The organism is Microcoleus sp. S36b_A4 (genome assembly GCF_036700645.1).
Taxonomy (GTDB): domain Bacteria; phylum Cyanobacteriota; class Cyanobacteriia; order Cyanobacteriales; family Microcoleaceae; genus Microcoleus.
Window position 1 is genome coordinate 1 of record NZ_JAUBPI010000098.1, and the last position, 23,088, is coordinate 23,088.

The window sequence follows — 23,088 nt, forward strand, 5'->3', positions numbered from 1 at the left end:
ATCGCTGGTATTTATAATTATGAACTTTTTTTGAAGACAAACTAGCGCTCGTCTGAGACTTTCGCAAGAGGTCTATTCAGCAGGCATTCAGGGAAACGACTCCTCCGGCATTCCCTCCATCTCCGCCGACGGGCGGTTTGTGACGTTTGCATCGGATGCCACCAACCTCGTGCCGGGGGACATTAACAATCGCGGCGACATCTTCGTGCGCGACTTGTTAACCAATACCACTACCTGCGTCTCAGTTGACTCAGCAGGCAATCCGGGGAACGACTCCTCCCTCTATAGCTCGATCTCCTCCGACTATAGCTCGATCTCCGCCGACGGACGGTTTGTGGTGTTTGAATCTGATGCCTCCAACCTCGTGTGGGGGGACACTAACAATAGCACTGACATCTTCGTGCGCGACTTGTCAACCAATACCACCACTCGCGTCTCTGTTTCAGGGGCGGGCAATCAGGGGAACGGCGAATCCTACAGCCCCTCCATCTCCGCCAACGGGCAGAAAGTGGCGTTTTCATCTAAGGCCTCCAACCTCGTGCCGGGAGATACCAACAATGGCTCAGACCTCTTTATTGTTGACTTAACCAACACTCCAGGCGTCATCAATACTTCTAGTAACAACATCAACGGCACAAACGGCAACGACAACCTGATAGGCACTCCCAGCAGCGATAATATCAACGGTTTTGACGGCGATGACGCACTTATCGGCAGACAAGGCAACGATATCCTTGTCGGGGGCGGCGGCAGCGACAACCTGTTTGGTGGCAAAGGTTTTGACACCCTCAACGGCGGTTTGGGAAACGATATTCTAGTCGGCGGCGCGGGCAACGATGTATTTGTTTTAGGTGCGGGGTTGGGAGTTGATACAATCTCTGATTTCGGCCACGCTCAAGATACCATTCAATTAATCAACGGCTTGACTTTCGGACAACTATCAATTTCCGCTGGAACTAACGGCACATTAATTGGATTAGCTAGCAACGGTGAAATTTTAGCTGCTTTGACAGGTGTTGCTCCCAATCTCATCGGCTCTGAAGATTTCGTCTCTGTTTAAATATCTGTAGATTCTCAATTGCCTGCTGTAGAAACACAGCAATGCTTTGTCCTTTCACCGAATATCTCACCTTTACTCAAAGAACACGATCGGGAATTACGCACTCCGACAGAGAAACCGAGTTCTTTTGCGAATCTTCGGGTCACAACGCAGTATTTTCGTAAAAAACCCGGTTTCTGAACCCCCATGCACAAGCCCTAGCAAAAAATGGTTTGACGCGCAATATACTGTTGTTAGCTTTTAGTTATTAATTATGGCAAATTATAAAACAGTTTTTTTGTTCAATAGTTTAACTTTAGTGCTAGTTGGGATAGTGACGGCGTGTCTGAGTTTGTTCGGTTCTTCAGTAAAAGGGTTATTTTTGCCGCCTTGCTCTGCCACGTATCCGGGTGCAGGTTTCTTTTTCTTGGCGTTTCAAATGTTATTTTATTTATCGGTAATGGTGTGCGCTTTTACTTTTGGATTGCTGAGAATTATTCAACCAGACCGCCCAGAAAATCGATTTATTTTATATTCGGCACTGTTTGCCAGTTGCTTTCTGTTCAATGAAGTTTTTCGCACCCACGTTCATCTGGGACGTGCGGGTTTTCCGAAAGTGACAATTGTCATATTTTACGCCGTGCTGGCAATTGCATACGGATTAACTTTTCGGAGGTATATTCCCTCGACTCCCTATGCTTTACTGCTGAGTGGGGTTGGTTTGTTATTTGTTGCCTTTTTTGCAGAAGCGCTGCCGTTAAAAAACGAGATTGTTTCGAGCTTGCTGGAGGGAATACCGAAGCTGTTGAGCGGGATTAATATTGCACTTTATTTTTGGTTTTTGTGTCAGGGTTTGATAGTGCGATCGCTCAATTTTTCTAACATGAAATCACATCCCGAATAAAGTAAGATGAAGATTTGCCGTTGGGTGGGGGCGGGTTTTTGAGATTGTCGGTTTTTGGCAAATATTGTTTGTAAAACCCGCCACTACATGATTGTATAATCGGTTAAAACTGAGATATTGCACAATGGTAAGTTAGCCTTTTATGAACAGTCAAGATGCCTGTCCCACAAAATATAAATTTTATTGTGGAACAGGCATCTTGCCTGTTGCTGAAAATGGTGCAAGATATCAGTTAAAACAAAAAGTATCGCTGCGCCATTGGCAAAACAGTTGCCGGTTCGCAAGTTAACAATTCCCCATCCGCCCTAACTTCATAAGTTTCTGGATCGACTTCCATTTGTGGCAAATAATCGTTGAGTTTCATATCTCTTTTACTAATTTGTCGCGTCCCGGAAACTGCTACAGTGGGCTTTTGCAAACCGAGCTGTGCGGCAATATCTCGATCGCGCGCAGCTTGGGAAACAAACGTCAGACAAGTCGCCCCAATCGCCCCGCCAAAACTGCCAAACATCGGCCGCATATGCACCGGTTGCGGCGTGGGAATGCTGGCGTTAGCATCTCCCATCTGCCCATAGGCGATCGCCCCTCCTTTAATTACCAGTTCCGGTTTCACCCCAAAAAAAGCCGGCCGCCACAAACACAAATCCGCCAATTTCCCCTCTTCTACTGAACCGACATACTGACTAATTCCGTGAGTAATCGCCGGATTAATTGTATATTTCGCAATGTACCGCTTCACCCGAAAATTATCATTAATTCCCTCTGTTTCCCCCCCTTGGTAAGGGGGGGTTAGGGGGGGTAAATGTCCCCGCTGCACTTTCATTTTATGAGCCGTTTGCCAAGTCCGAATAATCACCTCTCCCACTCTTCCCATCGCCTGAGAATCAGAAGAAATCATACTAAACGCACCTAAATCGTGCAAAATATCCTCAGCAGCAATAGTTTCCCTTCTAATTCTCGATTCAGCAAAAGCGACATCTTCAGGAATACCTCGATCCAAATGGTGGCAAACCATCAACATATCTAAATGTTCTTCTAAAGTATTGACAGTGTAAGGGCGAGTCGGGTTAGTTGACGAAGGCAAAACATTAGCTTGGCCGCAAACTTTGATAATATCAGGTGCGTGTCCGCCGCCAGCACCTTCAGTATGGTAAGTATGAATAGCTCGATTTTTGAAAGCAGCAATTGTAGCTTCCACAAATCCCGCTTCATTGAGAGTATCCGTGTGAATTGCAACTTGCACATCGTACTCGTCAGCTACACTCAAACAAGTGTCGATCGTTGCTGGTGTAGTTCCCCAATCTTCGTGGAGTTTCAAACCCATTGCACCGGCCAAGATTTGTTCAATTAATCCTTGGGGTTGACTGCTATTTCCTTTACCTAAAAATCCTAGGTTTACCGGGAAAGCGTCGGCTGCTTGCAGCATTCGGTACATATGCCAAGGCCCCGGAGTGCAAGTTGTGGCGTTTGTACCCGTTGCAGGGCCTGTGCCACCGCCAATCATTGTAGTGATTCCAGAGGCGATCGCCACTTCAATTTGCTGCGGACAAATAAAATGAATGTGAGTGTCAATTCCCCCAGCGGTGAGAATCATTCCTTCACCGGCAATTACTTCAGTACCAGGCCCGATAATAATATCTACCCTATCTTGAATATAAGGATTTCCCGCTTTACCAATTTTGTAAATTTTGCCGTCTTTAATGCCGATATCTGCTTTAATAATTCCCCACCAGTCTAATATTAAAGCATTAGTAATCACCGTGTCAACAGCGCCGTCTGCATTAGAAATCGGCGATTGTCCCATGCCGTCGCGAATGACTTTGCCGCCGCCAAATTTAACTTCATCCCCGTAGGTTGTGAAGTCTTTTTCAACTTCTATGAATAATTCTGTATCGGCTAACCGGACGCGATCGCCCACAGTCGGCCCGAAGGTTTCCGCGTAGGCGCGACGATCCATTCTGTAACTCATGCTCGCTCCTAATATTAATAAATTTTTAGTTAGCAGTTGAGACCCACTTGAATTATAGTATGTAACAAGTTCCTCAATCTGAAACCGTAAAAAAAAATATAACATTAGGCAAGCTTTAAAATCCCGATAGGCATCAATTCTTGCCAATCGAAAATCTAACAGGCTATCAAGGGGCAACTTTCCTCCAGCATTTTAGGGATTTGCCTTTTCAAAATCTCCACATCCACCGTCATATCCATGCCAATGAAACTCCAATCTTCCGCTACATTGTTGTCATCAACCATACGAGAGTATTCTAATCCCAATAGCTGGCAAATGTAATAGAAATATGGCGGAGTGTACCCTCCATAAAAGAATTCCAATACTTTCGTTCCCGGCTGACACCACAGCAAATTTGTAAAACCTGCCCCGTGAGGGCCGACAACCACCGCCGCTTCTGCAAACAGACGAATTTGTTCATCAACACTGCGCGAGATATCTTCCAAAATTTCAAAATCAAATTCTTTCAAAACCTCTCGCACTTGTAATTCATTTTTAACCTTGCGCCGGCCGCTTCTCGACAGATAAAGTTTTCTATAAGGCTTTACCTTTTCCTTAAGACAGAATTTTTTCCGCAAAAGCTCTATATCGTAAGGACTGGGAAAATACCAGTCTTGATTGTTTCCCACCACCACACTTTCTGCATGATATCCCGTATCTCTAGCCTGAGTGTCGATTAGTGAACTTTCAGGAATACCGAGTTTGGTCATAAAGCCCAACTCAAAATCTGTATGTCGTAAAGGATAACAAATTTTAGCTTCTTGCCAAATTTCCTTACCTAAAGCCTCCTCAATTCGACAAAGTTTAGCCAGCACAAAAATCACATAATCATAATAACTGCACCACAAATGCGACCAAGGAGCAACTACCAGCGGATAGGTAATTTGGTTAGGTTTGTAAGGCCATTCCAGAATGCCCGCACCGCTAATCCGAAAATCCAAGTCTAAAAGCAATTTCTTATTCAGCAGCGTGTTGCCCGACGTACAAATAGTTAAAGAATTTATTTTTTGATTCAAAGAAATCTTCCATACATAATCTGGGTCAAAAGACACGGCTTTTTCCGTGGCAAAAAACCTAGAAGGCACTTTTTTTACAGAGGTTAATGCGGGTATATTGATAGGTTGGTGCTGCTTTTTATAAACTATGCTGTCATCTAACAATTTGATGCTGGTGCGTCGGTCTAACGGGGTTCTCCAGACACGCCTTGATGTTGCCAGCAAGCTCTGCTTCAATTTCTGTTTGATCTGGTCAACTAATTTTGGGTTCATCACGCACTTTTGCTGTATATCTTTGCAGTTTTTACAACCACATTAGACCGCAAACGGCAGATTTTAACTCGCTCAAAAGTAGGAGATTGAACTAACAAAAAAAGCCCGAAGGCACTTATACAGAAGGCAGAGAAAAAGTTTTTATCTTACTTTATCATTCTCCAGGCATAGGGCTGGAAATGATACCATTTGCGATTTTACATTTGGGATTGGGATGAGTGTCACTATGATAGTGTGGAGAGAGCCTACAGTTGCATTATGTTTTGAAACTGGTAGGACTTTTAAGTTAAAAAGTTTCAAATTCCCAAATCAACAATCGTGAACGGTCATCTGGCTTCATACTTCAGCATCCAGATGACCGTTCACTTTTCCATTAAAGCCGTAGACTTGACGACTTCCCACAAACGGCACTAATTGCACTTCCCTTTCATCTCCCGGTTCAAACCTGACTGCTGTACCTGCGGGGATATCCAACCGCATTCCTTTTGCTTGTTCTCGATTAAATTCTAAGGCTTCGTTTGCCTCATAAAAGTGATAGTGTGAACCAATTTGGATGGGTCGATCGCCTTTATTTCCTACCAGCAACCGCACCGTTGGGCGATCGGCATTTAATTCTATTTCGCCTGCTGAAACAATCATTTCTCCGGGAATCATTTTTTCCTCCTCTGAGTATCTGTGGTTGATTTTTTAACGGATCGGATCGTGCACTGTTACCAACTTTGTTCCGTCGGGGAAAGTCGCCTCAACCTGGACTTCATGCACCATTTCTGCTATCCCTTCCATCACATCTTCCCGCGTCAGGAGAGTTGTTCCATAACTCATTAAATCGGCGACTGTGAGGCCATCTCTCGCTCCTTCTAAAATGGCGGCGGAAATGTAGGCGAGTGCTTCTGGATAGTTTAATTTTAAACCTCTTTGTTTGCGGCGTTCTGCTACCAGGGCGGCGGTGAAAATCAGCAGTTTGTCTTTTTCTTGGGGGGTGAGTTGCATTTTTATTCTTGTAAGTGCGATCGCATTATTTGGTGATGATATCGTTTACGGTTGTTTCTGAATGATTAAACCGCAAAGGGCGCAGAGGGCGCAGAGTCAGAAAAGAGAGACAGGAATAATCTTGTTAGCAGGGCAACTCTACATTGAAACTCAAAGATCATCCTATTTTATCCAAACTCTGGGTAAACAGCAAGGGCGTTCTGAAAAAGATAAGCGCAGCAAGTGCCAAATGCTGACAAACCAGTCTCTCGCTGCGGCTGTGGATGTACCGCGATATCGGCACAGCAAACCGTTAGGAATACGAGTCACGCCGACGGTGGAATTACCAGGAGAAATTGTTGCCTCAGATGGCAAATCTCGCACTTTTTCCATGAGCTCGGCTGTAACGGGTTCGCCTACCCAAGCGAGGGTGGCAACTACGGGTTTTCCTGCGAGGCCGTGAGGACTTTCGAGCATTTTTTCTCCTCCTTTGAGCAATTGTCTGTCAATCCATAAAGGGCTGTTTTGTTGCCAAATTTCGGTGTGCGAGATCCATTCTCCAGACAAGAACTTTTCGCCCCTAGCACTGCGTCCAAATCTGGTAATTTCCCACAGTAAAATCCTCGCTGTTGGTGCTAATTCTACCCGCAAATTTTGCCGATATATTGCGCCGTCAAAAACTATAGTTTCTTGTGGCAGCCATTCTAAATTAGCACCAGTATCTAGCTGAATGTCAATATTTTGTTGTGATTCTAGTCCGCTGCTGCGATAGATTTTACTAGCAGCGGCGCTGGTAATCAAGGCTTTCGCCTTGGGTTGGAGGTGAAAATGGCTGGAAAGTCGATCGCCCCCGACAACTCCTCCAGCCGTGTGCAAGATGACGCTGTGACAAATCTCTTTCCCTTCAGGATAAAACGGGCGCTGCACCTTTAGGGGTGCTTGCATTTGATTGTGAATGATTTGAGTTGCACCGGATCGGTTAGCGTAGGCTAAATTCAGGCTGCCGTGCCATCCAGTTTGAATGTTCTTGGTAGGTGTTTCAGTCGATTTTTGAATCACAGATTTTTACGATTAAATGTTGAATTGGAAACTTTTTTCATTTCTTTCGAGATGTATACTTATTATTTTTTTGCTAATATTACATAGTCATCAAGCCCATAATGCGGCTCGTAAGGTAATTTAAGGTGCTGGCGGAAAAGTGGACTGATGAATTTCTGTACAGGTAGATTTTCTCTAGCAAACTTGCCAAAATTAGGATGGGATGTCCTGCTACCGATTGAATTTAAATATTTATACCAAACTAAGTTTAAGCCCAGTTCATCAACAAATTGTCTTACTAAACTTAGCTCCTGTTGACAATCATCAACTCGACGAACATTGTATGGTATCAGCAACTTCTTATCTTGAATAATTAGCAAAGCGTAACCCGAATCATTCAGGCTGTTTGTAAATATATCCTTGTAAATTAGAAGGGATTTTTCTCTTCTCTCCTCATCGTTAAAAAAACAGTGAGAAATCACTATAAAATCAAAGAATTTTTGAGGCAGTCTTTGAGATTGATTTTTCCCATCAAATATACTAGAAGTGTCAAAACGAAAGTAAGCATTCATCGCCTGGGGTTCCATGTACTGCCGCCAAAACTGGAGTCCGCGATATTGAAAAGCTTTTTGCTGTTCCAGAGAGTAGTATGATATGTGCATTGGTGGCATTGAAAAAAAGTCGCTACTGCTTTGCAGCAACAAACCGAGTCCGTAAGCAACAGTACCCGGCCCAGCAGCAATATCGAGGATATTAACTTTAGTCGGTAATAATCCAGCCTTGTAAATCAGGAACCAAGCTAGATATGTACAGTAGACGTTATCTAGGAAATACCTAATTAAATAGACGTGAGGACTTAGCTCAAAATTGTATTTAGGATCTTGTCCTTCTTTCAGTTTCTGTATATCGTCAATAGCTTGTTCAAGTAAATAATCAATAGTGTTTTTTTCCCTGCTCAACTTATTAAGCTCATTCTTAATAAATCCAGCCAAATGTTGTTCAAAATTATTAAATGTTTTGTCGTCAATGCCAGTGCATTGAATCATACTCTCATCGCAGTCTATCAATTTGAAAGATTTTGAAATATGTTCAATGAACTTTGTGTCGGGAAACAATGTTAATTGATCAATCCGCGCCAGCGAATCGTCAAGTTGCCCGAAGCTTAGTTGCATTTCTAATTCTTCTAAATGCCGCTCGGCTTCTTTGATGCGGTCATTTTTTTTCTGTAATAACTTCTCAAGCTGTAGGCGCTCTTTAAATAGCTTCTGCTGCCATGAGAGTTTTGCCCCGGAATTTTCTATTTGTTTTAACAGTTGTTTGGCAAGTCGATTATTTTGACTCTTAACGGCTTCGTTAAACTGATGGGAACGCCACCAGTTAGCTAGCGAGTTATTCATAGCCAAATCCCTCTTTGCCTTCCATAATTTCAACATCGGGGAGCATCGCAATTAATTTATTTTTAAACTTGCGATAACTCTGTTGTTCGCTATTGTACCACCAAGCGTACTTGTGTTTAAGAGCTAATGCTTCCTCGCGAGTTGACGCAATTAGCGATCGCCCGTTGCTGGCATGAAAATCCTGAATCACCACTCTATCTACAACTGCCAGCTTGCTAATAAAATCCGCTTCATCTTCCGGTAAGGTAGGGAGTAGTGGCGTCACAGTTATAGAAAATCTGACTTCGCAATTTTCTTGGTAAGGAAAGCTGTATTTCAGTTTTGCCATAGCTTTGAGTCTCGCAGGAATACTCGGCGACTTTGGTTCAAAATCTTTCCTTACTTTTTCGCTACCAGTGGGAATGCTCATGTTAATTCGCAACCGCTGAAATTTCTGTAAAATATCGATATCTCTAGTTATCATAGGACTGCGAGTTTGGATAACTAGCGTCGGTTGATAGGAAAGCATTACTTGTAACAAGTACCTAGTTAATAGTTTTTTAGTTTCAATGGGCTGATACGGATCGGTGACACTACTCATGTAAATGCTAGGTGGTCGATCCGGGTTTTTCTTGTACCAACTATGCAACTCTTTCTTTAAAATATCGGTGGCATTTTCTTTGATGATAACCCAATTTCCCCAATCCTGACGCATCTGCGAATTAGGGCTAAAAGCAGCAGCATAACAATAGCTGCATCCGTACTGACAGCCGCGATAAGGATTTAGCGTGAAATCGTAAGCACTGATAAATCCAGTAGCTTTGTTAAGCACTGACTGTGCATTTTGTGCATACACTTTAGAACTTCCGAAGTTTTCTTTGAGTGCGACAGTGTGTTTCTTGCCGATGGAATATTCTTCATACTGAGACTTTACCATGATTGAACCTGCTACAGTATTAAAATGGAAAATGTTTATAAATGAGAAAGGCAAGGGCGCTTCTATCTTGCTACTTCACTGTACCCCACTCAACAAATGTTAGCAAAAAAGTGGGTAATTAGTCAACTTTACAATAATTTTTTTGAAGAACCAACAAGTCAGCTCTTTAAACTCCACGCTAAGCTCGATCGCGAATGTAATGCAAGCTTACGGATTTACTGACAGCGACGATATTTTAGCAAAAGTGCTGGAATTAAACCTAGAACTGGCCAAAAAAGAAAAACGGGGAGAAGCGGTAGTTGGGCCTTGTTTCCCAACCGACTAAAAATACTAATCGCTGTAACCCTAAGTTTTCTAAATTTGCGTATAATCACAGAGATTGTTGATTGAGATCACAAACACTCTAGTCTAAAAAGAGAGATACTAGGGGAAGCGTTGAGTTTTGAGTGAAATAATTCAAAATTCAAAGTTCAACACTCAAAACTGCTTTCGACCTTCAGCATAAGTGCATTCTGCTTTTCTTCGCTCAATTACTCCTGATTAGTTTGGGAGGAACTTCCAATGTTATTATTTACCCACAGTCAGTCCAAGAATAGCAAAGTAGAGCAAAAGCACTATGCTCAAAAAGATTTGTTACAAACTTCAACTATTAATCTAACTGGGCTAAAGGCAGAATGCAAGCATTTGCGGATCGGTCAAAAGATTAGCTATGGCTATGCTTTAGCTATCGGCATAGCGATTTTGGGAACTGGTGCGGGAATGAGATTCGGAGACTACTTTCGCAAGCAAGCTTTAGTTCAGGTAAATGTGGCGCAACAGCAGCAGCAACTGCTGCAAAATTTGCAAAATACCGTATTTGAAGCCCGATCGCACGCGGCGAGATTGCCAGTCGTTTTGGGAAATGCCGTATGGCTGCAATACGAACACGATCGCTTTTTCGGGCAAATCAATCAAGCAAAAATTTTGATTGCAGAAATTGAATCTTTCGCACGAGAACATCCCGATCGACTAGCAACAGAAGAGGCCACATTGCAGGCTATCTTGAAGAAATCTGCCCTCGTCATTGATTACTACGGTCAGCTAATTAAATTGCAGTTAAAAGAAGCGGAAGTTTGGAATTTGCAGCCCAACAGCATCGAGTCCGCACAGCTACAAATGTTGAGGACTAGCAGCGGCCAAGAGGCGATCGTACTAGATAACCTTGCTCAAAGTTTAACTGACCTAATTTCTACCGTAGAAATTCATAAACAGGAAGGAACTCAAGCATTAGAAGAATCTGAAAAATTGCGAAACCGAATTATTCTCGGAAGTATGCTAATTTCAGCACTCATCGCCGCCGCCCTAGCGGACAAAACCAGCCGCGGGATCGCCCAACCCCTCGAAACCGTCACTAATGTCGCTCAGCAAGTCGCTCGCGAATCGAATTTTAACCTGCAAGTACCAGTCACAACCGACGACGAAATCGGAGTTTTAGCTGCCTCTTTCAATCAATTAATTCAGCGAGTTAGCGAGTATACAAAAGAACTCAAAGAAACTCAATCCCAATTAATTCAAACCGAAAAAATGTCATCTCTCGGTCAAATGGTGGCAGGGATAGCCCACGAAATCAACAATCCCGTCAACTTCATCGGCGGAAACATTGACTATGCCAACCAATACATCGAAGATTTGGCAGGTTTGGTAACTCTCTATCAAGAATATTATCCTAACCCACCAGATGCCATTGTAGAGCGCATTGAAGACATTGAACTCGAATTTCTCAGAGAAGATTTACCAAAAACCCTATCTTCGATGAAAATGGGAGCCGATCGCATTCGCGAAATTGTCGTATCCATGCGTAATTTTTCGCGATGCGACGACGGAAAAATGAAATCAGCCGACATTCACGAAGGAATAGATAGCACCCTCGTCATTCTCAATCACCGACTCAAACAAGGTATTCAAGTTATTAAACAATACGGCAAGTTGCCTGCGGTTGAGTGCTATCCCGCGCAACTGAATCAAGTATTTATGAATATTATTAGCAATGCAATAGATGCGCTGGAGGAAGTGAAAAAGGCAGACAAATGCTATTCGCCAACCATTTGGATTAGCACGGAAATCACGGCAGACAATACTGTCATAGTCAAGATTCGGGATAACGGGCCGGGAATTGCGTCCGCAAGTACCCAACAGATATTTGACCCATTTTTTACTACAAAGTCGATCGGTAAAGGTACTGGATTAGGATTGGCTATTTCCTATCAAATCCTTGCCAAGCATCAAGGCAAAATTGAGGTAAATTCTCAAATAGGACAGGGTACGGAATTTGTGATTACTTTGCCAGTTGCTGCGTAATATCACGCGGGGCGACTTCGTTTTTGTGTGTCGGGAGTCAAGGTTGTGAAGTCTCGATTAGGCCGGTTTACGGGATATATAACTTATATTCTTATATTACAGATATTGGTGAACCAGCGCCTACAGACATCATGGTTTTTTTACCGGACATGAGATGGCGATTAGTGCCGAATAACATATTATTCGTCGCTTTTAAAAATTAATCTCGTCTCCCTAACATTAACTGAAGCGCTCGCTCTATAAAGATTCTAACAGCTTTTTTGACCACCAAAGTACAGCAGTGACTTTAACAGGTTTGTTGTCGCTATTTAAACTTTTGACAAATTTTGTGTCGCTTCTTAAAAAACGAAACTTGTAAAAATTAGACAATCAAAGTCCTCTTGAGGCGTCCTGGTGATACGGGATTGTACCCTCGATCGAATGTCCTAAAGCCTCCCCATCACCTACGTTCTCGATCGCAATACAATGTTTCTAACTTTTGGCATCGCCGGGGCCGAAACTCTCAACGCCGAGCGCGTTTACATTATTATCAACACTTGAGATTATTCCGGCTATCGGGACTGTCACCCCCATTATATTTAAGCCATTCAAGAAGTATTTCGGATAGGGACACAATAGGGGAAAGAACGTGATGCACTCTCTATCTTAATACTTCTGATTGAGCTAAAGAAAACATAAATAATTAAATAAATTAGGCAATAATGGGGGAGTGCCTTGCGAAAAAAACTTGGTTTTGTTACGGCGGTGAATTTGCTGGTGGCGTTTGCGATTCCTGTGAGTTAAGTCTGCCAGCGTTTAAGGAGTTAGGTTTACAAGATCCGCTGCCTTATCCTCCCAACCATAAAACCTATAGATAAAAAATTTCTTAATAATTTGGTCACAACAGTTGACTGAAGCTTAACCAACGGATAATCTATTTTAATGACAGTTTCTTCCAAATAGCTTATAATAGTTATGCAATTTTCAACTGCCACTCAAACTCTTAAAAATCATGAAGCGGCGGCATTTTGTTGGGTTATCGCTATTGTCTGTAGCAAGCTGTTCTACAACAGTAAATCAATCTAATCGCAGTTCTTCCAGTTTGGTCGTAAGTGAACCTGAAACCCTTGAATTTGCTGTAACTGATGTTCAGGGTGCAGAAGATTTGCAGCAAAATTATCAAACCTTTCGGACTGTTCTTGGGGAAGTTTTGGAGAAAAAAATTGAATTGTTCCCCGTAGATAACTATATAGCAGCAGCCGTAGCTCTCCAGTCGGATCGCCTAAAATTAGCTCTAACAGGGCCATCTGAATATGTGATTATGCGGGCCCGGACAAATGCTGTTCCCATCATTGCCATCACCCGCCCGGACTATCACTCAATTATTGTTGTTCGTGCCAATAGTGAGATTAAGTCAGCAGCACAATTGAAAGGTAAAACAATAGCTATGTGGAAAATAGGTGCAACTGGTGGTCATCTAGGCCCGATTAAAATTCTCCTGGATGCTGGCTTAAATCCCCAATCCGACTTCAAAATCTCAATGTTGGAAAGAAAGGGCTTGCAGGCTCTCAAACAAGACCAAGTTGATGCCTTAGCAATTGGTGTGAATAGATACAAAGATTTACTCAAAACAGACGGTTTATCAACCAATAATTTTCGGATTATTGCCACAGGGCAACCCTTACCTAGTGATTTGTTTGTTGCTAGTAGTAACCTGCCTAATACTCTTGTTGAAAAAATTCGCAATCGCCTGGTAGAAAATCAAGATCAGCTAATTGAAGCAATTTTAGTTGGGAAAGATAATGATAAGTATCAAGGAGCTAAACTGATGCCAGCTAACGACCGTGATTATAACATGATTCGTGAAGTTTATAAGGCTATTGGTCAGGGGAATGTCTTTTAAGGTTAAATTTTATCTAATGCCTACTTTGTAGTAGGGCTTTAGCCCTTAATCCTCCATAAAATCTAGGGAAGATTGCCTACTATGAATAAGAGACTTTATTTATGTGCATTTACTAATAAAGTTGTTAAAATTTAGCTCAGGTTGCCAGTATGCACAAGTTTGAACAGGGAGAGAATAGGGCTGTGAGGTTCAAAAACATTATCCTAAATAGACGAAAAAATAATATCGCTGTCACTGAAGGATCTCGCGACCTCAAAAATCCTCTCAAAAAAACTCCCTTGACTGCAATTAACCGCTTCATTTCTCGGTTAAGCATTGCCAAAAAAATTAATTATGGCTACTCACTAGCAATTGGAATAGCCGTACTAGGAGCCACAGGTGGAATGATCTGTGGAGACTATTACCAAGACCAAGCTTTCCAAGCTCTAACTTTCGCCGACCAGCAACAGGATTTGCTCAGGGATTTAGAATATTCCGTGCAGGTAGTGCAGTCACATCCCAAACGACTAATATCTATCTTGGGAGATTCAATCTGGTTTGAATATGAAACTGCTAAGTTCTCGAAAGATGTTAAGGTCGTTAAAAAACTTATTGCAGAAATAGACACTTTTAGTGAAAAACATTCCACAGAATTAGCAGTAAATTATGCTGAATTAAAGAAATTGTTAGATGGTTACACAACTGCGACAGATTCGTATTCTCAATTGCTCACATTTTTTTGGCAAGAAATAGCTTCCTCCTCGCTAAAACCAGAAGAAGTTAAAGAGGCACAGCAGCAGGTATTGGATTTAATTAGAGGGGATAGAGCAGTTAAGCTCGATGTTAAGTTTGAGCGACTGTCAGAGAGTTTAAGCTTGATGACAGAAGTAGCTAAGGCACAGCAAATACAAGCCTACATTAATTTTAAGGTGGCTGAGAAATTGCGAGTGCAAATCATCGTAGCGAGTATGTTAGTGTCAGTTGTGATCGCTACTTTTCTAGCCATCTGTACCAGCCGCGCGATCGCCATCCCTATCCAAGCTGTAACCAGCGTTGCTAAAACTATTACTCAACAAGCAAATTTTGATTTGCAAGCACCTGTCACCACAGAAGATGAAGTAGGAACCTTAGCAAAATCCATCAATCAATTAGTTCAATGGGTAGCAGAATACACCGATGAATTAGAGCTGGGTCGCCAAACTTTGGAAGAGCGAGTAGAAGAAAGAACAGAAGAGCTTACAGCAGCGCTTCACCAACTTAAACACACCCAAACCCAGTTAATTCAAACCGAAAAAATGTCCAGTTTAGGGCAGATGGTGGCAGGCGTCGCCCATGAAATAAACAACCCTATTAACTTTATTCACGGCAACCTAGAATACGCCAACGAGTATGTTATAAACTTGCTGCATTTACTTCGTCTCTATCAGCAGGAATACCCGCAACCCACAGAGGCGATCGCAGAAGAAATCGCAGAAATAGAACTAGACTTTATCACAGAAGATTTACTAAAACTGCTTGAATCTATGAAAATAGGTTCAGAACGCATCCGGCAAATAGTTTTGTCTTTGCGAAACTTCTCTCGCTTAGATGAAGCTCAAATGAAATTAGTTGATATCCATGAAGGTATTGACAATACACTATTGATTTTGAACAGTCGGCTCAAGCAGGGAATTGAAGTTGTCAAAAACTATGGAGACTTGCCAGAAGTAGAGTGTTATCCAGCGCAGCTAAATCAAGTATTTATGAATATTATAGCCAATGCGATAGATGCACTAGAAGGGTCATCCCAGGACTCTAAGAAAGGGAAAAGTCCTCAGATTTTAATTCAGACGCAAAAGTTGGATAGTAGCCAAATTCTGGTGCGAATTTGCGATAACGGCCCTGGCATTCCATCCGCCATCCACAGTAAGCTATTTGACCCATTTTTTACAACTAAAGAACCAGGAAAAGGCACTGGTATCGGACTCGCAATTTGCTACCAAATTGTGGAAAAACATCGGGGGAAAATAGAGATAATTTCATCTTTGGGAGGGGGAGCAGAGTTTGCGATCGCACTTCCCGTCTCATCTCAAACTTGAAGCTAGATATTGTCTATTTTGAGGACATTAATATGTTAACGACGGCACATAATTTGTTATTCGACTATTGAAACTCAGTTCCCACAGCCGCCCAATTTCCCAAACCAGCCGATTTGCTCAACGAGTTGAAGACCGGACGTAAAAAATCCGGCGCGAACTTGGCAGGCAAATATAGAGGCCCTTTTGGACTTAGTAAAAAACCATTAGCGCGAAAATTGAGCGGCAAACAGAAATCTTGGTGACAAGAAATCTGAAACCGTTGAATCACAAATGATGGAAATGGATGGGGGCGGAGGGACTTGAACCCACACGACCGTTTCGGGTCAACGGATTTTAAGTCCGTAGCGTCTACCATTCCGCCACGCCCCCCTTTGGTCTAACTGCTGTGGTTTTGAGCCACTAACAGCAACAGCCTTTTATTCTACAGGCAAAACCCCAATTTACGCAACCCCTAATCAAAAAATTCTCAAAAGTCGCGCTGGATCTCCCCAAGCGGTACAATAGTTAACCAGCTAACGGAGCGTGTCAACTGACTTACCCGTGTTATTAATCCCCTAAAGCAAATCTATGTATATTACCTTACTGCTTTACGCCGTCTTGGCAGGAGCCTACCTCCTGGTAGTACCCGCGGCCACCTACGCTTACCTGAACAGCCGCTGGTACGTCGCTACCTCTTTTGAGCGCGGCTTCATGTACTTCTTGATGTTCTTCTTCTTCCCAGGTATGTTTCTCCTAGCTCCTTTTTTGAATTTTCGGCCCAAACGGCGGCAGATAGAAGCCTAAATGCGACGTATTGACGTAATTGGAATCAGTGTCGGCTTTTTTGTAGCAGGTGGGTTTGTCTACTTGCTACTGCAATTTGCCGGACTCGACAGTATGAATGCAGGGATTTGGAGTCAGTTATTTTTGGTCGCCGGCTTGATTGGCTGGCTGGTGACTTATTTATTTCGAGCACTGACTCAAAATATGACCTACAGCCAGCAATTGCAAGACTACAAAGAAGCTGTCTTGCAGAAGCAGCTAGATGCACTCACTCCTGAAGAATTAGCCAAACTTCAAGCCGAAATTGAGCAGGAAAAAGATAATTAGTCAGTGGTTAGTGGTCAGTTGTCAGTTGTCAGTGGTTAGTTGTCAGTGGTTAGTGGTTATATCATGTCCGGTCGAGCGATCGCGATTTTTGTAGGGGCGGGTTCACCAACAATACCGCCCATAATTGACAATCTCAAAAACCCGCCCCCACCGGGCTATTATGGTTAATTCATCGGACATGATATTAGTTGTTATTAGCTAATACCAACTGCCAACAACCAACTGCCAACTGCCAACAACCAACTGCCAACAACCAACTGCCAACAACCAACTGCCAACAACCAATGACTGATGACTAATAACTAATGACTATTTCTAATTGTTTTGAAACGTTACGCAAGAACCACCAATGTGCATTGATTCCTTTTATTACTGCTGGCGACCCAGACTTGGAGACAACGGCTAAAGCACTGCAAATTTTGGATGATAACGGTGCAGACGCGATCGAGCTTGGTGTTCCCTATTCTGACCCGCTAGCTGACGGGCCGGTGATTCAAGCCGCTGCTACAAGGGCTCTACAGCGGGGAACGCGGTTAGATGCGGTGCTGGAAATGGTAGCGAAAGTTAGTCCAAATTTGCGATCGCCCATCATTCTCTTCACATACTACAACCCGATTTTGTACCGAGGTATAGAAACCTTCTTGCAGCAAATCAAAAGTGCTGGAGTTCAGGGATTGGTTGTACCAGACTTGCCCTTAGAAGAAGCCGACAGTCTCATCCAACCTGCCAACAAGTTAGGGATTGAACTAACATTATTAGTTGCTCCCACCAGTCCCAAAAGTCGTATAGAGGCGATCGCTCGTCAGTCTCAAGGATTTATTTACTTAGTCAGCGTGACGGGGGTGACGGGAGTACGCGAAGGCTTAGAAACGAGAGCAAAAGAGTTGCTGCAAGAACTTCGCGCCGTCACCGACAAACCCATCGGCGTCGGGTTTGGTATATCGAAACCCGAACACGCTCGTCAAGTGAAAGAATGGGGTGCAGATGCTGCGATTGTTGGCAGTGCTTTTGTCAAACGCTTGGCAGAAGGTACTCCAGAACAGGGCTTAGAGGCGATCGGCGAATTCTGCAAAAGTCTAAAAACAGCGATTCAAAATCCTTAGCAACTGTACAGATACTTTCAGCCATTAGACAGATGTGTGCGATCGGGATGTGCCATCACAATTGCGATTAAAGACCTTGTTGTACTTGAGATAATACACCACATTCCTTCTAGTTCCTGACTAGAAGGTTTTTTTTGGGACGAACACGCACAACATTTCAACATAGTGCGCGTCTGGAGATCAAAACAGCTATGTAGGGAAACGGCATTGCCTTGTCCGGCGCAGGGTGCTGCGACTTTTAATAATTGGTAGAAGATTGAGGATTATTCATTCCTTCTTCCTGATTGCTGATTTCTATCCGATCTCCAAGCCGAAGAGCCTTCTTATTTCTTCCTTCTTCCTTCTACCTTCTACTATAACTTAAGGAATGTAACTTGGGATAGATGAAAAACTACGGTTTCTATTCCTATACTTAAAAAAGTGTTTAAGTACCTAATTTGGTAAGGCTAGACATCGACAAAGCCACAAGGCATTTGAACATCTCACAATAGAAAGGAGCATTTTTATGAAGAGACTAACTGCATTTCTGAAAAAAATTCGAGCTGTACAAATTTTAACAGTTTTTCTGGCTGGCATTTTAGTATTTGTGAGTACGGCTTGCAGCAGCGCCCCTGATATTATGGCAGGAAAAACTGATGTGATGACAGGAAAAGGAAAAACTGCCGACCAAATTAGAGAAGAAGTGCCGACCGGGGCTGTAACGTCGGAATTCAAAGGCGGCATGAACGATTACAGCGATGTCGATCCTAGAAACAAAAAGGTGACAACAACAGAAGCAAAAGCTCAGCTTCTCAAAGAGCAAGCGCAGCACCGCATTGACACGAAATCTAGCAACAATGTAGGTGAAAATGTGCGGCGGGTAGCGGATGATGCGCCTGAAAAACTCGACCAAATCGGCCAAAAGGTCAAGGACGATGCTCGCACCGCCCAGCGCAAAGCTGATGACTTTGGCGACAAAACCAAACAAGGCTTTGCTAATCTTAAAGAAAACACTCGCGAAGGCTTGAAGGGAGCAAAAGATATTGTTAAAGAAGCCACCGAGGGAGCAAAAGAAAGAGTATCAGAAGGTACTGAGTCTCTGAGATATAATACCGCCGGTGGCCAAGAAAATATCAATGATGCAGCACGAGATGCAAGATAGAAGGCTCAAGATGCCTCAGACAATATTTGCTATAAAGTGAATGGAGATATTGACTGAACTCAACGAGCAGCCGAAAGAGCGACAGACGACTAATCTCAAATAACGCTGTTTCCTTTTCGGGAAGCTACATTCCGACAGGGGTTTTAACCCCTGTCGGAATGTAGGTAGAGTCAATCGATTTTAGATTTTAGATTTTATAGCGTTTCCTTAGCTGATCAGGTACAACCAATCCTTATCCATTAAGGATTTTAGCTCTAAAAATGTACCTCATTTGACTGAGAAACGCTATAGATTTTAGATTGAAGCATTGATTCCACGGAGGAATCCGGGGGCTTGTATCCTGAGTGCTTTCGGTCATTTGAAGACTACTGCCTATTAATATTTGATTGGGTTTTAACCGCAGGGAGGGCTATGAGGCCGGAAGTAGAGTGCAGGGGGGTTTCACCACAATCCAACGGCCCTGTCCTTTTCTAGGGGGGACTGGAGTGCCACTGCTTTCACGACAGATTCTTTATAATTTCTATAGATTATATTTGGACTTTTTAAGGTAATAACTTTTTGATCTGCTTTGCGGAAATTTTGACGATCGAGCTATATTAAATTTAATTAATTAGCAATTGTATGTTTGAAGACATGATAAGGCAGTGTTTATACGGTATTTCGCGTTCATTGAATCGCATTTGAGATTAACAGTAGAAACTTATACGTAAGTAAAAAGCTTTAATCGCGATCGCCCAAGTATAAAATATGGTTCTTTAATAGATAATTTGATTTTTTGATCGACAGCTCGAAAATTATGCTGTTTATGCCCTAAGATAGATAGACTAAGTTTTGTCAAGTTAATGTCTGGGTTGAGGTCAGCCAATATGGACACAATAATAAATGCAGTATATTTGACTAGCGTAATACCGGGGTATCGCTCGATCGCGAAATCGCGCAATCTTACACAGATTCTCGATCGGCTATCGATCGGTGCAGGCGTGAGAAAGACCAACAATTGGCAGCTAAAATTCTCAAACCTACGTCATTGTGGCGGAGGATTTGCGGGAGGTGGTGCTGCCACAATCCCAAAAAGTTGCATTAGCGACCGTTAATTGCATCGGTAGAAATAGTCCTCACCCGAACAGACATTCTCGACGAACTCGAACGCAGACCGATTATTTACAAATACATTAAACATTCCAATCTTTCAATTGATTTTACCTGTTACCTGCTAGATTGAGGTGTATAAATTTTAGCAAACAGAGGCCAGGGATTCGGGATATATTCGAGCCGTAATCCGCAGCCAATCGACAGGCAAAATGGAGGCAAACCTTATCTTGGGAATTGTGTTTTGATGCTAGTAACGATGATGCACGACTTTTATGATGCACTGGCACATTTGGCAATCTATGCAGATGCCGCACCGGCGGAGCGCCAACAAATCCTGAAGCGCGTTGGGGCTAGTCAGAAAAAACTCAAAGAATTCGCGCATCATACGCCGATAAATTACCAACACAAGTTCGATCTGCTTGAGGCAGAATTGCTGGGCGTTTTGGGACAGACAGCAGAAGCAATGGAACTGTATGATCGAGCTATTACCGGAGCTAAAGCTAACGAATATGTCAATGAAGAAGCTCTTGCCTGCGAACTCGCTGCTAAATTTTACCTGTCATTAGGAAGGGAAAAAATTGCCAGACTCTACATGATAGATGCCTATGATTGCTATGTCCGCTGGGGAGATAGAGCAAAAATAGACGACTTAGAAAAACGTTATCCTCAATTATTAAAACCGATTTTAGAACCAGCCAAACTCCCTGCAAATCCATTAGCAAATTTTCCAACACCTGCGGGGCAAAATCCATCGCTTCATCCATCCATTCATCCATCCATTCATCCGTCTGTTTCGGCGAGTGTCTCAGATTTCGGGAATTTTTCAACACTGCTAAAAGCTTGTCAAGCGCTCTCTAGTGAAAGAGAACTCGATCGACTGATTGCCAAACTGATGCAACTGGCGATGAAAAATACAGGAGCTGACAAAGGAGCGCTGATTTTGCCAAACGGCAATCAATGGGAAATCGCGGCTACCAGCACGCTCGACAATTCGGGAGTCGAGTGGGCGATCGACTTATCATCCGCAAAACTCGATGAAAACAGCGATATCTTGCCCCTTAAAATTGTTGACTGCGTTAAAAATTTATTGAAACCTGTGATTGTTCGGGATCTCGCTCAACAAAGTGATTGGGATTCCGACTCCTACATCCTCAAATACCAACCGCAGAGCCTGCTGTGTTGGCCGATTCTCGATCAAGGCAGCTTAGTCGGCATTTTGTATCTGGAAAATCGCTTAACCGCAAAAGTTTTTACTCGCGATCGCCTGCAACTTCTCAATCTTCTTTCTTCCCAGGCAGCCATCTGTTTGCAAAATGCTCTTCTCTATAAAAAATATCAGGATTACAACCAACAATTAGAGCGATCGCTAGTAACAATTAGCCGAACCGAAGCTCAGCTTGCCGATCAGAAAAAAATGCTCCAAGCGATTCTTGATGTCGCTCCGATTTGGATTTGGATGGTTAATCCCAGTGGTAAAGTACAGTTTTTGAACAAGACATTTTCTCAAGATGTGGGCGTTCCCCTGAGCGATTTCCTAGCTGTCGATCATTATAAAGATATACTAGGGGAGAATGCAGCGGGCTGTCTGGTTTCAGATGCCGCCTGCCTTGCTCAAGATTTGCCGCATTACTCCAGCGAAATTCTCAGACTTGTGGACGGCAAACTACACGATTTAGAAATCACGAAAGTGCAGTTAAAAAATTCCCAGGGCGAGACGATCGGGATTATTGGTTTGGGTGTTGATGCCACCGATCGCAAGCAAGCAGCAGAACTTTTGCAAGAGCAAAACCAACAGCTAGAACGAACTTTAAAAAATTTACAACAAGCACAACTGCAAATCGTGCAAAGTGAGAAAATGTCTGCCTTGGGTAATTTGGTCGCCGGAGTCGCCCACGAAATCAACAATCCGATTGGGTTTATTTCTGGCAATTTAATCGAAGGTAAAAGAAGTTTGGAAGATGTTATAGAACACTTAGAATTGTATCGCTCCGGTGCATCGCAATCGGAAATAGCCGACCACGCCGAAGAGATAGACCTCGATTATCTTTTGGAAGATTTACCGAAAATGATTGACTCAATGCAACTTGGGTGCGAGCGCATTTGCAGTATCAGCAACAGTTTGCGTACCTTCTCCAGAGGTGACAAAGACTACAAAGTTCCTTTTAATATTCACGAAGGCATTGATAGCGCTATTTTAATTTTGAAACACCGTCTCAAAGCAAACGAACACCGGCCGCAGATCGAAGTGATAACTAAATACGGCAATCTCCCTAAAATCGAATGTTTTCCCGGTCAATTGAATCAAGTTTTCATGAACCTGCTTGCCAATGCGATCGATGCCTTAGAAGAGTCAAATATAGGACGCACTTTTAGCGAAATTACCGCCAATCCCAACCGCATCAAGATTTGCACGGATATAGTCGGCGAAGGGTACATTAAAATTAAAATTGCTGATAACGGCACTGGGATCAAAGAGGAAATTAAACAGCAGATATTCGACCATTTGTTCACGACGAAAGGTGTCGGCAAAGGAACTGGATTGGGGTTGACAATTGTCCACCAGATTGCGGTAGAGAAACATGGCGGAAGCATCGAGGTGAATGGCGAGCCTGAAGTTGGCACTGAGTTTGCGATCGTTTTGCCTGTGAAGGGATAAATTTGAATTAAAATTCAATGTTTTTTGGGCGATCGGGTAATAAGATATACTGACTTTCATTCGGGTCTTTTTTTGAAAGCCTTGACATAACTCTTTTAAAATAGCATCATTTTTTACTGTACTTTAGACTAAATAAAGATGAGAACGGTGGCTTTGAGAAGAACTAAAGCCACCGCGCCGGGAGAGAATAAG

Annotated in this window: 19 protein-coding genes and 1 tRNA gene; 12 read left to right on the top strand and 8 right to left on the bottom strand. The window is 42.9% G+C overall.

Features of this window, described 5'->3' with window-relative positions:
- The first annotated feature begins 139 nt into the window (after nucleotides 1-139).
- Entirely contained in the window at nucleotides 140-1,060 is a 921-nt protein-coding gene (locus QUA03_RS23930; protein ID WP_333215568.1) for a calcium-binding protein, read from the top strand.
- A 253-nt stretch (nucleotides 1,061-1,313) separates the two neighbouring features.
- Nucleotides 1,314-1,943: a hypothetical protein gene (locus QUA03_RS23935; RefSeq protein ID WP_333215570.1), complete on the top strand. Its 630-nt coding sequence runs from the start codon at nucleotides 1,314-1,316 to the stop codon at nucleotides 1,941-1,943.
- 232 nt (nucleotides 1,944-2,175) lie between these two features.
- On the opposite strand, the gene ureC is transcribed toward QUA03_RS23935, so the two are convergent.
- The 7 genes from ureC to QUA03_RS23970 form a co-directional block, all read right to left on the bottom strand.
- Entirely contained in the window at nucleotides 2,176-3,912 is a 1,737-nt protein-coding gene (gene ureC, locus QUA03_RS23940) for an urease subunit alpha (RefSeq protein ID WP_333215572.1), read from the bottom strand.
- Between the two features lie 155 nt (nucleotides 3,913-4,067).
- On the bottom strand, nucleotides 4,068-5,219 hold the full coding sequence (locus tag QUA03_RS23945) for a glycosyltransferase family 61 protein (protein ID WP_333215574.1): 1,152 nt from the start codon (nucleotides 5,217-5,219) through the stop codon (nucleotides 4,068-4,070).
- A gap of 336 nt (nucleotides 5,220-5,555) precedes the next feature.
- Complete coding sequence (locus QUA03_RS23950; protein ID WP_333158442.1) at nucleotides 5,556-5,873, bottom strand: urease subunit beta; 318 nt, start codon at nucleotides 5,871-5,873, stop codon at nucleotides 5,556-5,558.
- A 33-nt stretch (nucleotides 5,874-5,906) separates the two neighbouring features.
- The gene (gene ureA, locus QUA03_RS23955) at nucleotides 5,907-6,209 is read right to left on the bottom strand and encodes an urease subunit gamma (protein WP_006635319.1); all 303 of its coding nucleotides are present in this window, start codon (nucleotides 6,207-6,209) and stop codon (nucleotides 5,907-5,909) included.
- Between the two features lie 162 nt (nucleotides 6,210-6,371).
- On the bottom strand, nucleotides 6,372-7,247 hold the full coding sequence (locus QUA03_RS23960; RefSeq protein ID WP_333215576.1) for an urease accessory protein UreD: 876 nt from the start codon (nucleotides 7,245-7,247) through the stop codon (nucleotides 6,372-6,374).
- A 62-nt stretch (nucleotides 7,248-7,309) separates the two neighbouring features.
- Nucleotides 7,310-8,623 carry a photosystem II assembly protein gene (locus tag QUA03_RS23965; RefSeq protein ID WP_333215579.1) on the bottom strand — a complete coding sequence of 438 codons (1,314 nt, stop codon included), beginning with the start codon at nucleotides 8,621-8,623 and terminating at the stop codon, nucleotides 7,310-7,312.
- The gene (locus QUA03_RS23970) at nucleotides 8,616-9,539 is read right to left on the bottom strand and encodes a radical SAM protein (RefSeq protein WP_333215581.1); all 924 of its coding nucleotides are present in this window, start codon (nucleotides 9,537-9,539) and stop codon (nucleotides 8,616-8,618) included. Before QUA03_RS23970 ends, QUA03_RS23965 begins: the two co-directional genes overlap by 8 nt.
- A gap of 142 nt (nucleotides 9,540-9,681) precedes the next feature.
- On the opposite strand from QUA03_RS23970, the gene QUA03_RS23975 reads away from it, so the two are divergent.
- From QUA03_RS23975 to QUA03_RS23990, 4 genes are all read left to right on the top strand, one after another.
- Nucleotides 9,682-9,864, top strand: coding sequence for a hypothetical protein (locus tag QUA03_RS23975; RefSeq protein ID WP_333215583.1), 183 nt, complete (start codon nucleotides 9,682-9,684; stop codon nucleotides 9,862-9,864).
- A 236-nt stretch (nucleotides 9,865-10,100) separates the two neighbouring features.
- A complete protein-coding gene (locus QUA03_RS23980; protein WP_333215585.1) occupies nucleotides 10,101-11,876 on the top strand; it encodes an ATP-binding protein in 1,776 nt (591 codons plus the stop codon).
- 991 nt (nucleotides 11,877-12,867) lie between these two features.
- Nucleotides 12,868-13,758, top strand: a complete 891-nt coding sequence (gene phnD / locus QUA03_RS23985; protein ID WP_333215587.1) for a phosphate/phosphite/phosphonate ABC transporter substrate-binding protein — start codon at nucleotides 12,868-12,870, stop codon at nucleotides 13,756-13,758.
- 149 nt (nucleotides 13,759-13,907) lie between these two features.
- Nucleotides 13,908-15,815 carry an ATP-binding protein gene (locus QUA03_RS23990; protein WP_445304871.1) on the top strand — a complete coding sequence of 636 codons (1,908 nt, stop codon included), beginning with the start codon at nucleotides 13,908-13,910 and terminating at the stop codon, nucleotides 15,813-15,815.
- A gap of 284 nt (nucleotides 15,816-16,099) precedes the next feature.
- Here the strand turns inward: QUA03_RS23990 and QUA03_RS23995 are convergent.
- Nucleotides 16,100-16,184, bottom strand: a tRNA-Leu gene (locus tag QUA03_RS23995).
- A gap of 198 nt (nucleotides 16,185-16,382) precedes the next feature.
- On the opposite strand from QUA03_RS23995, the gene ndhL reads away from it, so the two are divergent.
- The 6 genes from ndhL (at nucleotide 16,383) to QUA03_RS24025 (ending at nucleotide 22,896) form a co-directional block, all read left to right on the top strand.
- Nucleotides 16,383-16,598, top strand: coding sequence for an NAD(P)H-quinone oxidoreductase subunit L (gene ndhL, locus QUA03_RS24000; RefSeq protein ID WP_193972727.1), 216 nt, complete (start codon nucleotides 16,383-16,385; stop codon nucleotides 16,596-16,598).
- Nucleotides 16,599-16,904: a DUF3007 family protein gene (locus QUA03_RS24005; RefSeq protein ID WP_333104690.1), complete on the top strand. Its 306-nt coding sequence runs from the start codon at nucleotides 16,599-16,601 to the stop codon at nucleotides 16,902-16,904.
- 305 nt (nucleotides 16,905-17,209) lie between these two features.
- Nucleotides 17,210-18,007: a tryptophan synthase subunit alpha gene (gene trpA / locus QUA03_RS24010; RefSeq protein ID WP_333215590.1), complete on the top strand. Its 798-nt coding sequence runs from the start codon at nucleotides 17,210-17,212 to the stop codon at nucleotides 18,005-18,007.
- A 505-nt stretch (nucleotides 18,008-18,512) separates the two neighbouring features.
- Nucleotides 18,513-19,148, top strand: coding sequence for a DUF6658 family protein (locus QUA03_RS24015; protein WP_333215591.1), 636 nt, complete (start codon nucleotides 18,513-18,515; stop codon nucleotides 19,146-19,148).
- An 866-nt stretch (nucleotides 19,149-20,014) separates the two neighbouring features.
- Nucleotides 20,015-20,242: a hypothetical protein gene (locus tag QUA03_RS24020; protein WP_333215592.1), complete on the top strand. Its 228-nt coding sequence runs from the start codon at nucleotides 20,015-20,017 to the stop codon at nucleotides 20,240-20,242.
- Nucleotides 20,243-20,484: 242 nt separating this feature from the next.
- Complete coding sequence (locus QUA03_RS24025; RefSeq protein WP_333215593.1) at nucleotides 20,485-22,896, top strand: ATP-binding protein; 2,412 nt, start codon at nucleotides 20,485-20,487, stop codon at nucleotides 22,894-22,896.
- Nucleotides 22,897-23,088: the final 192 nt, after the last annotated feature.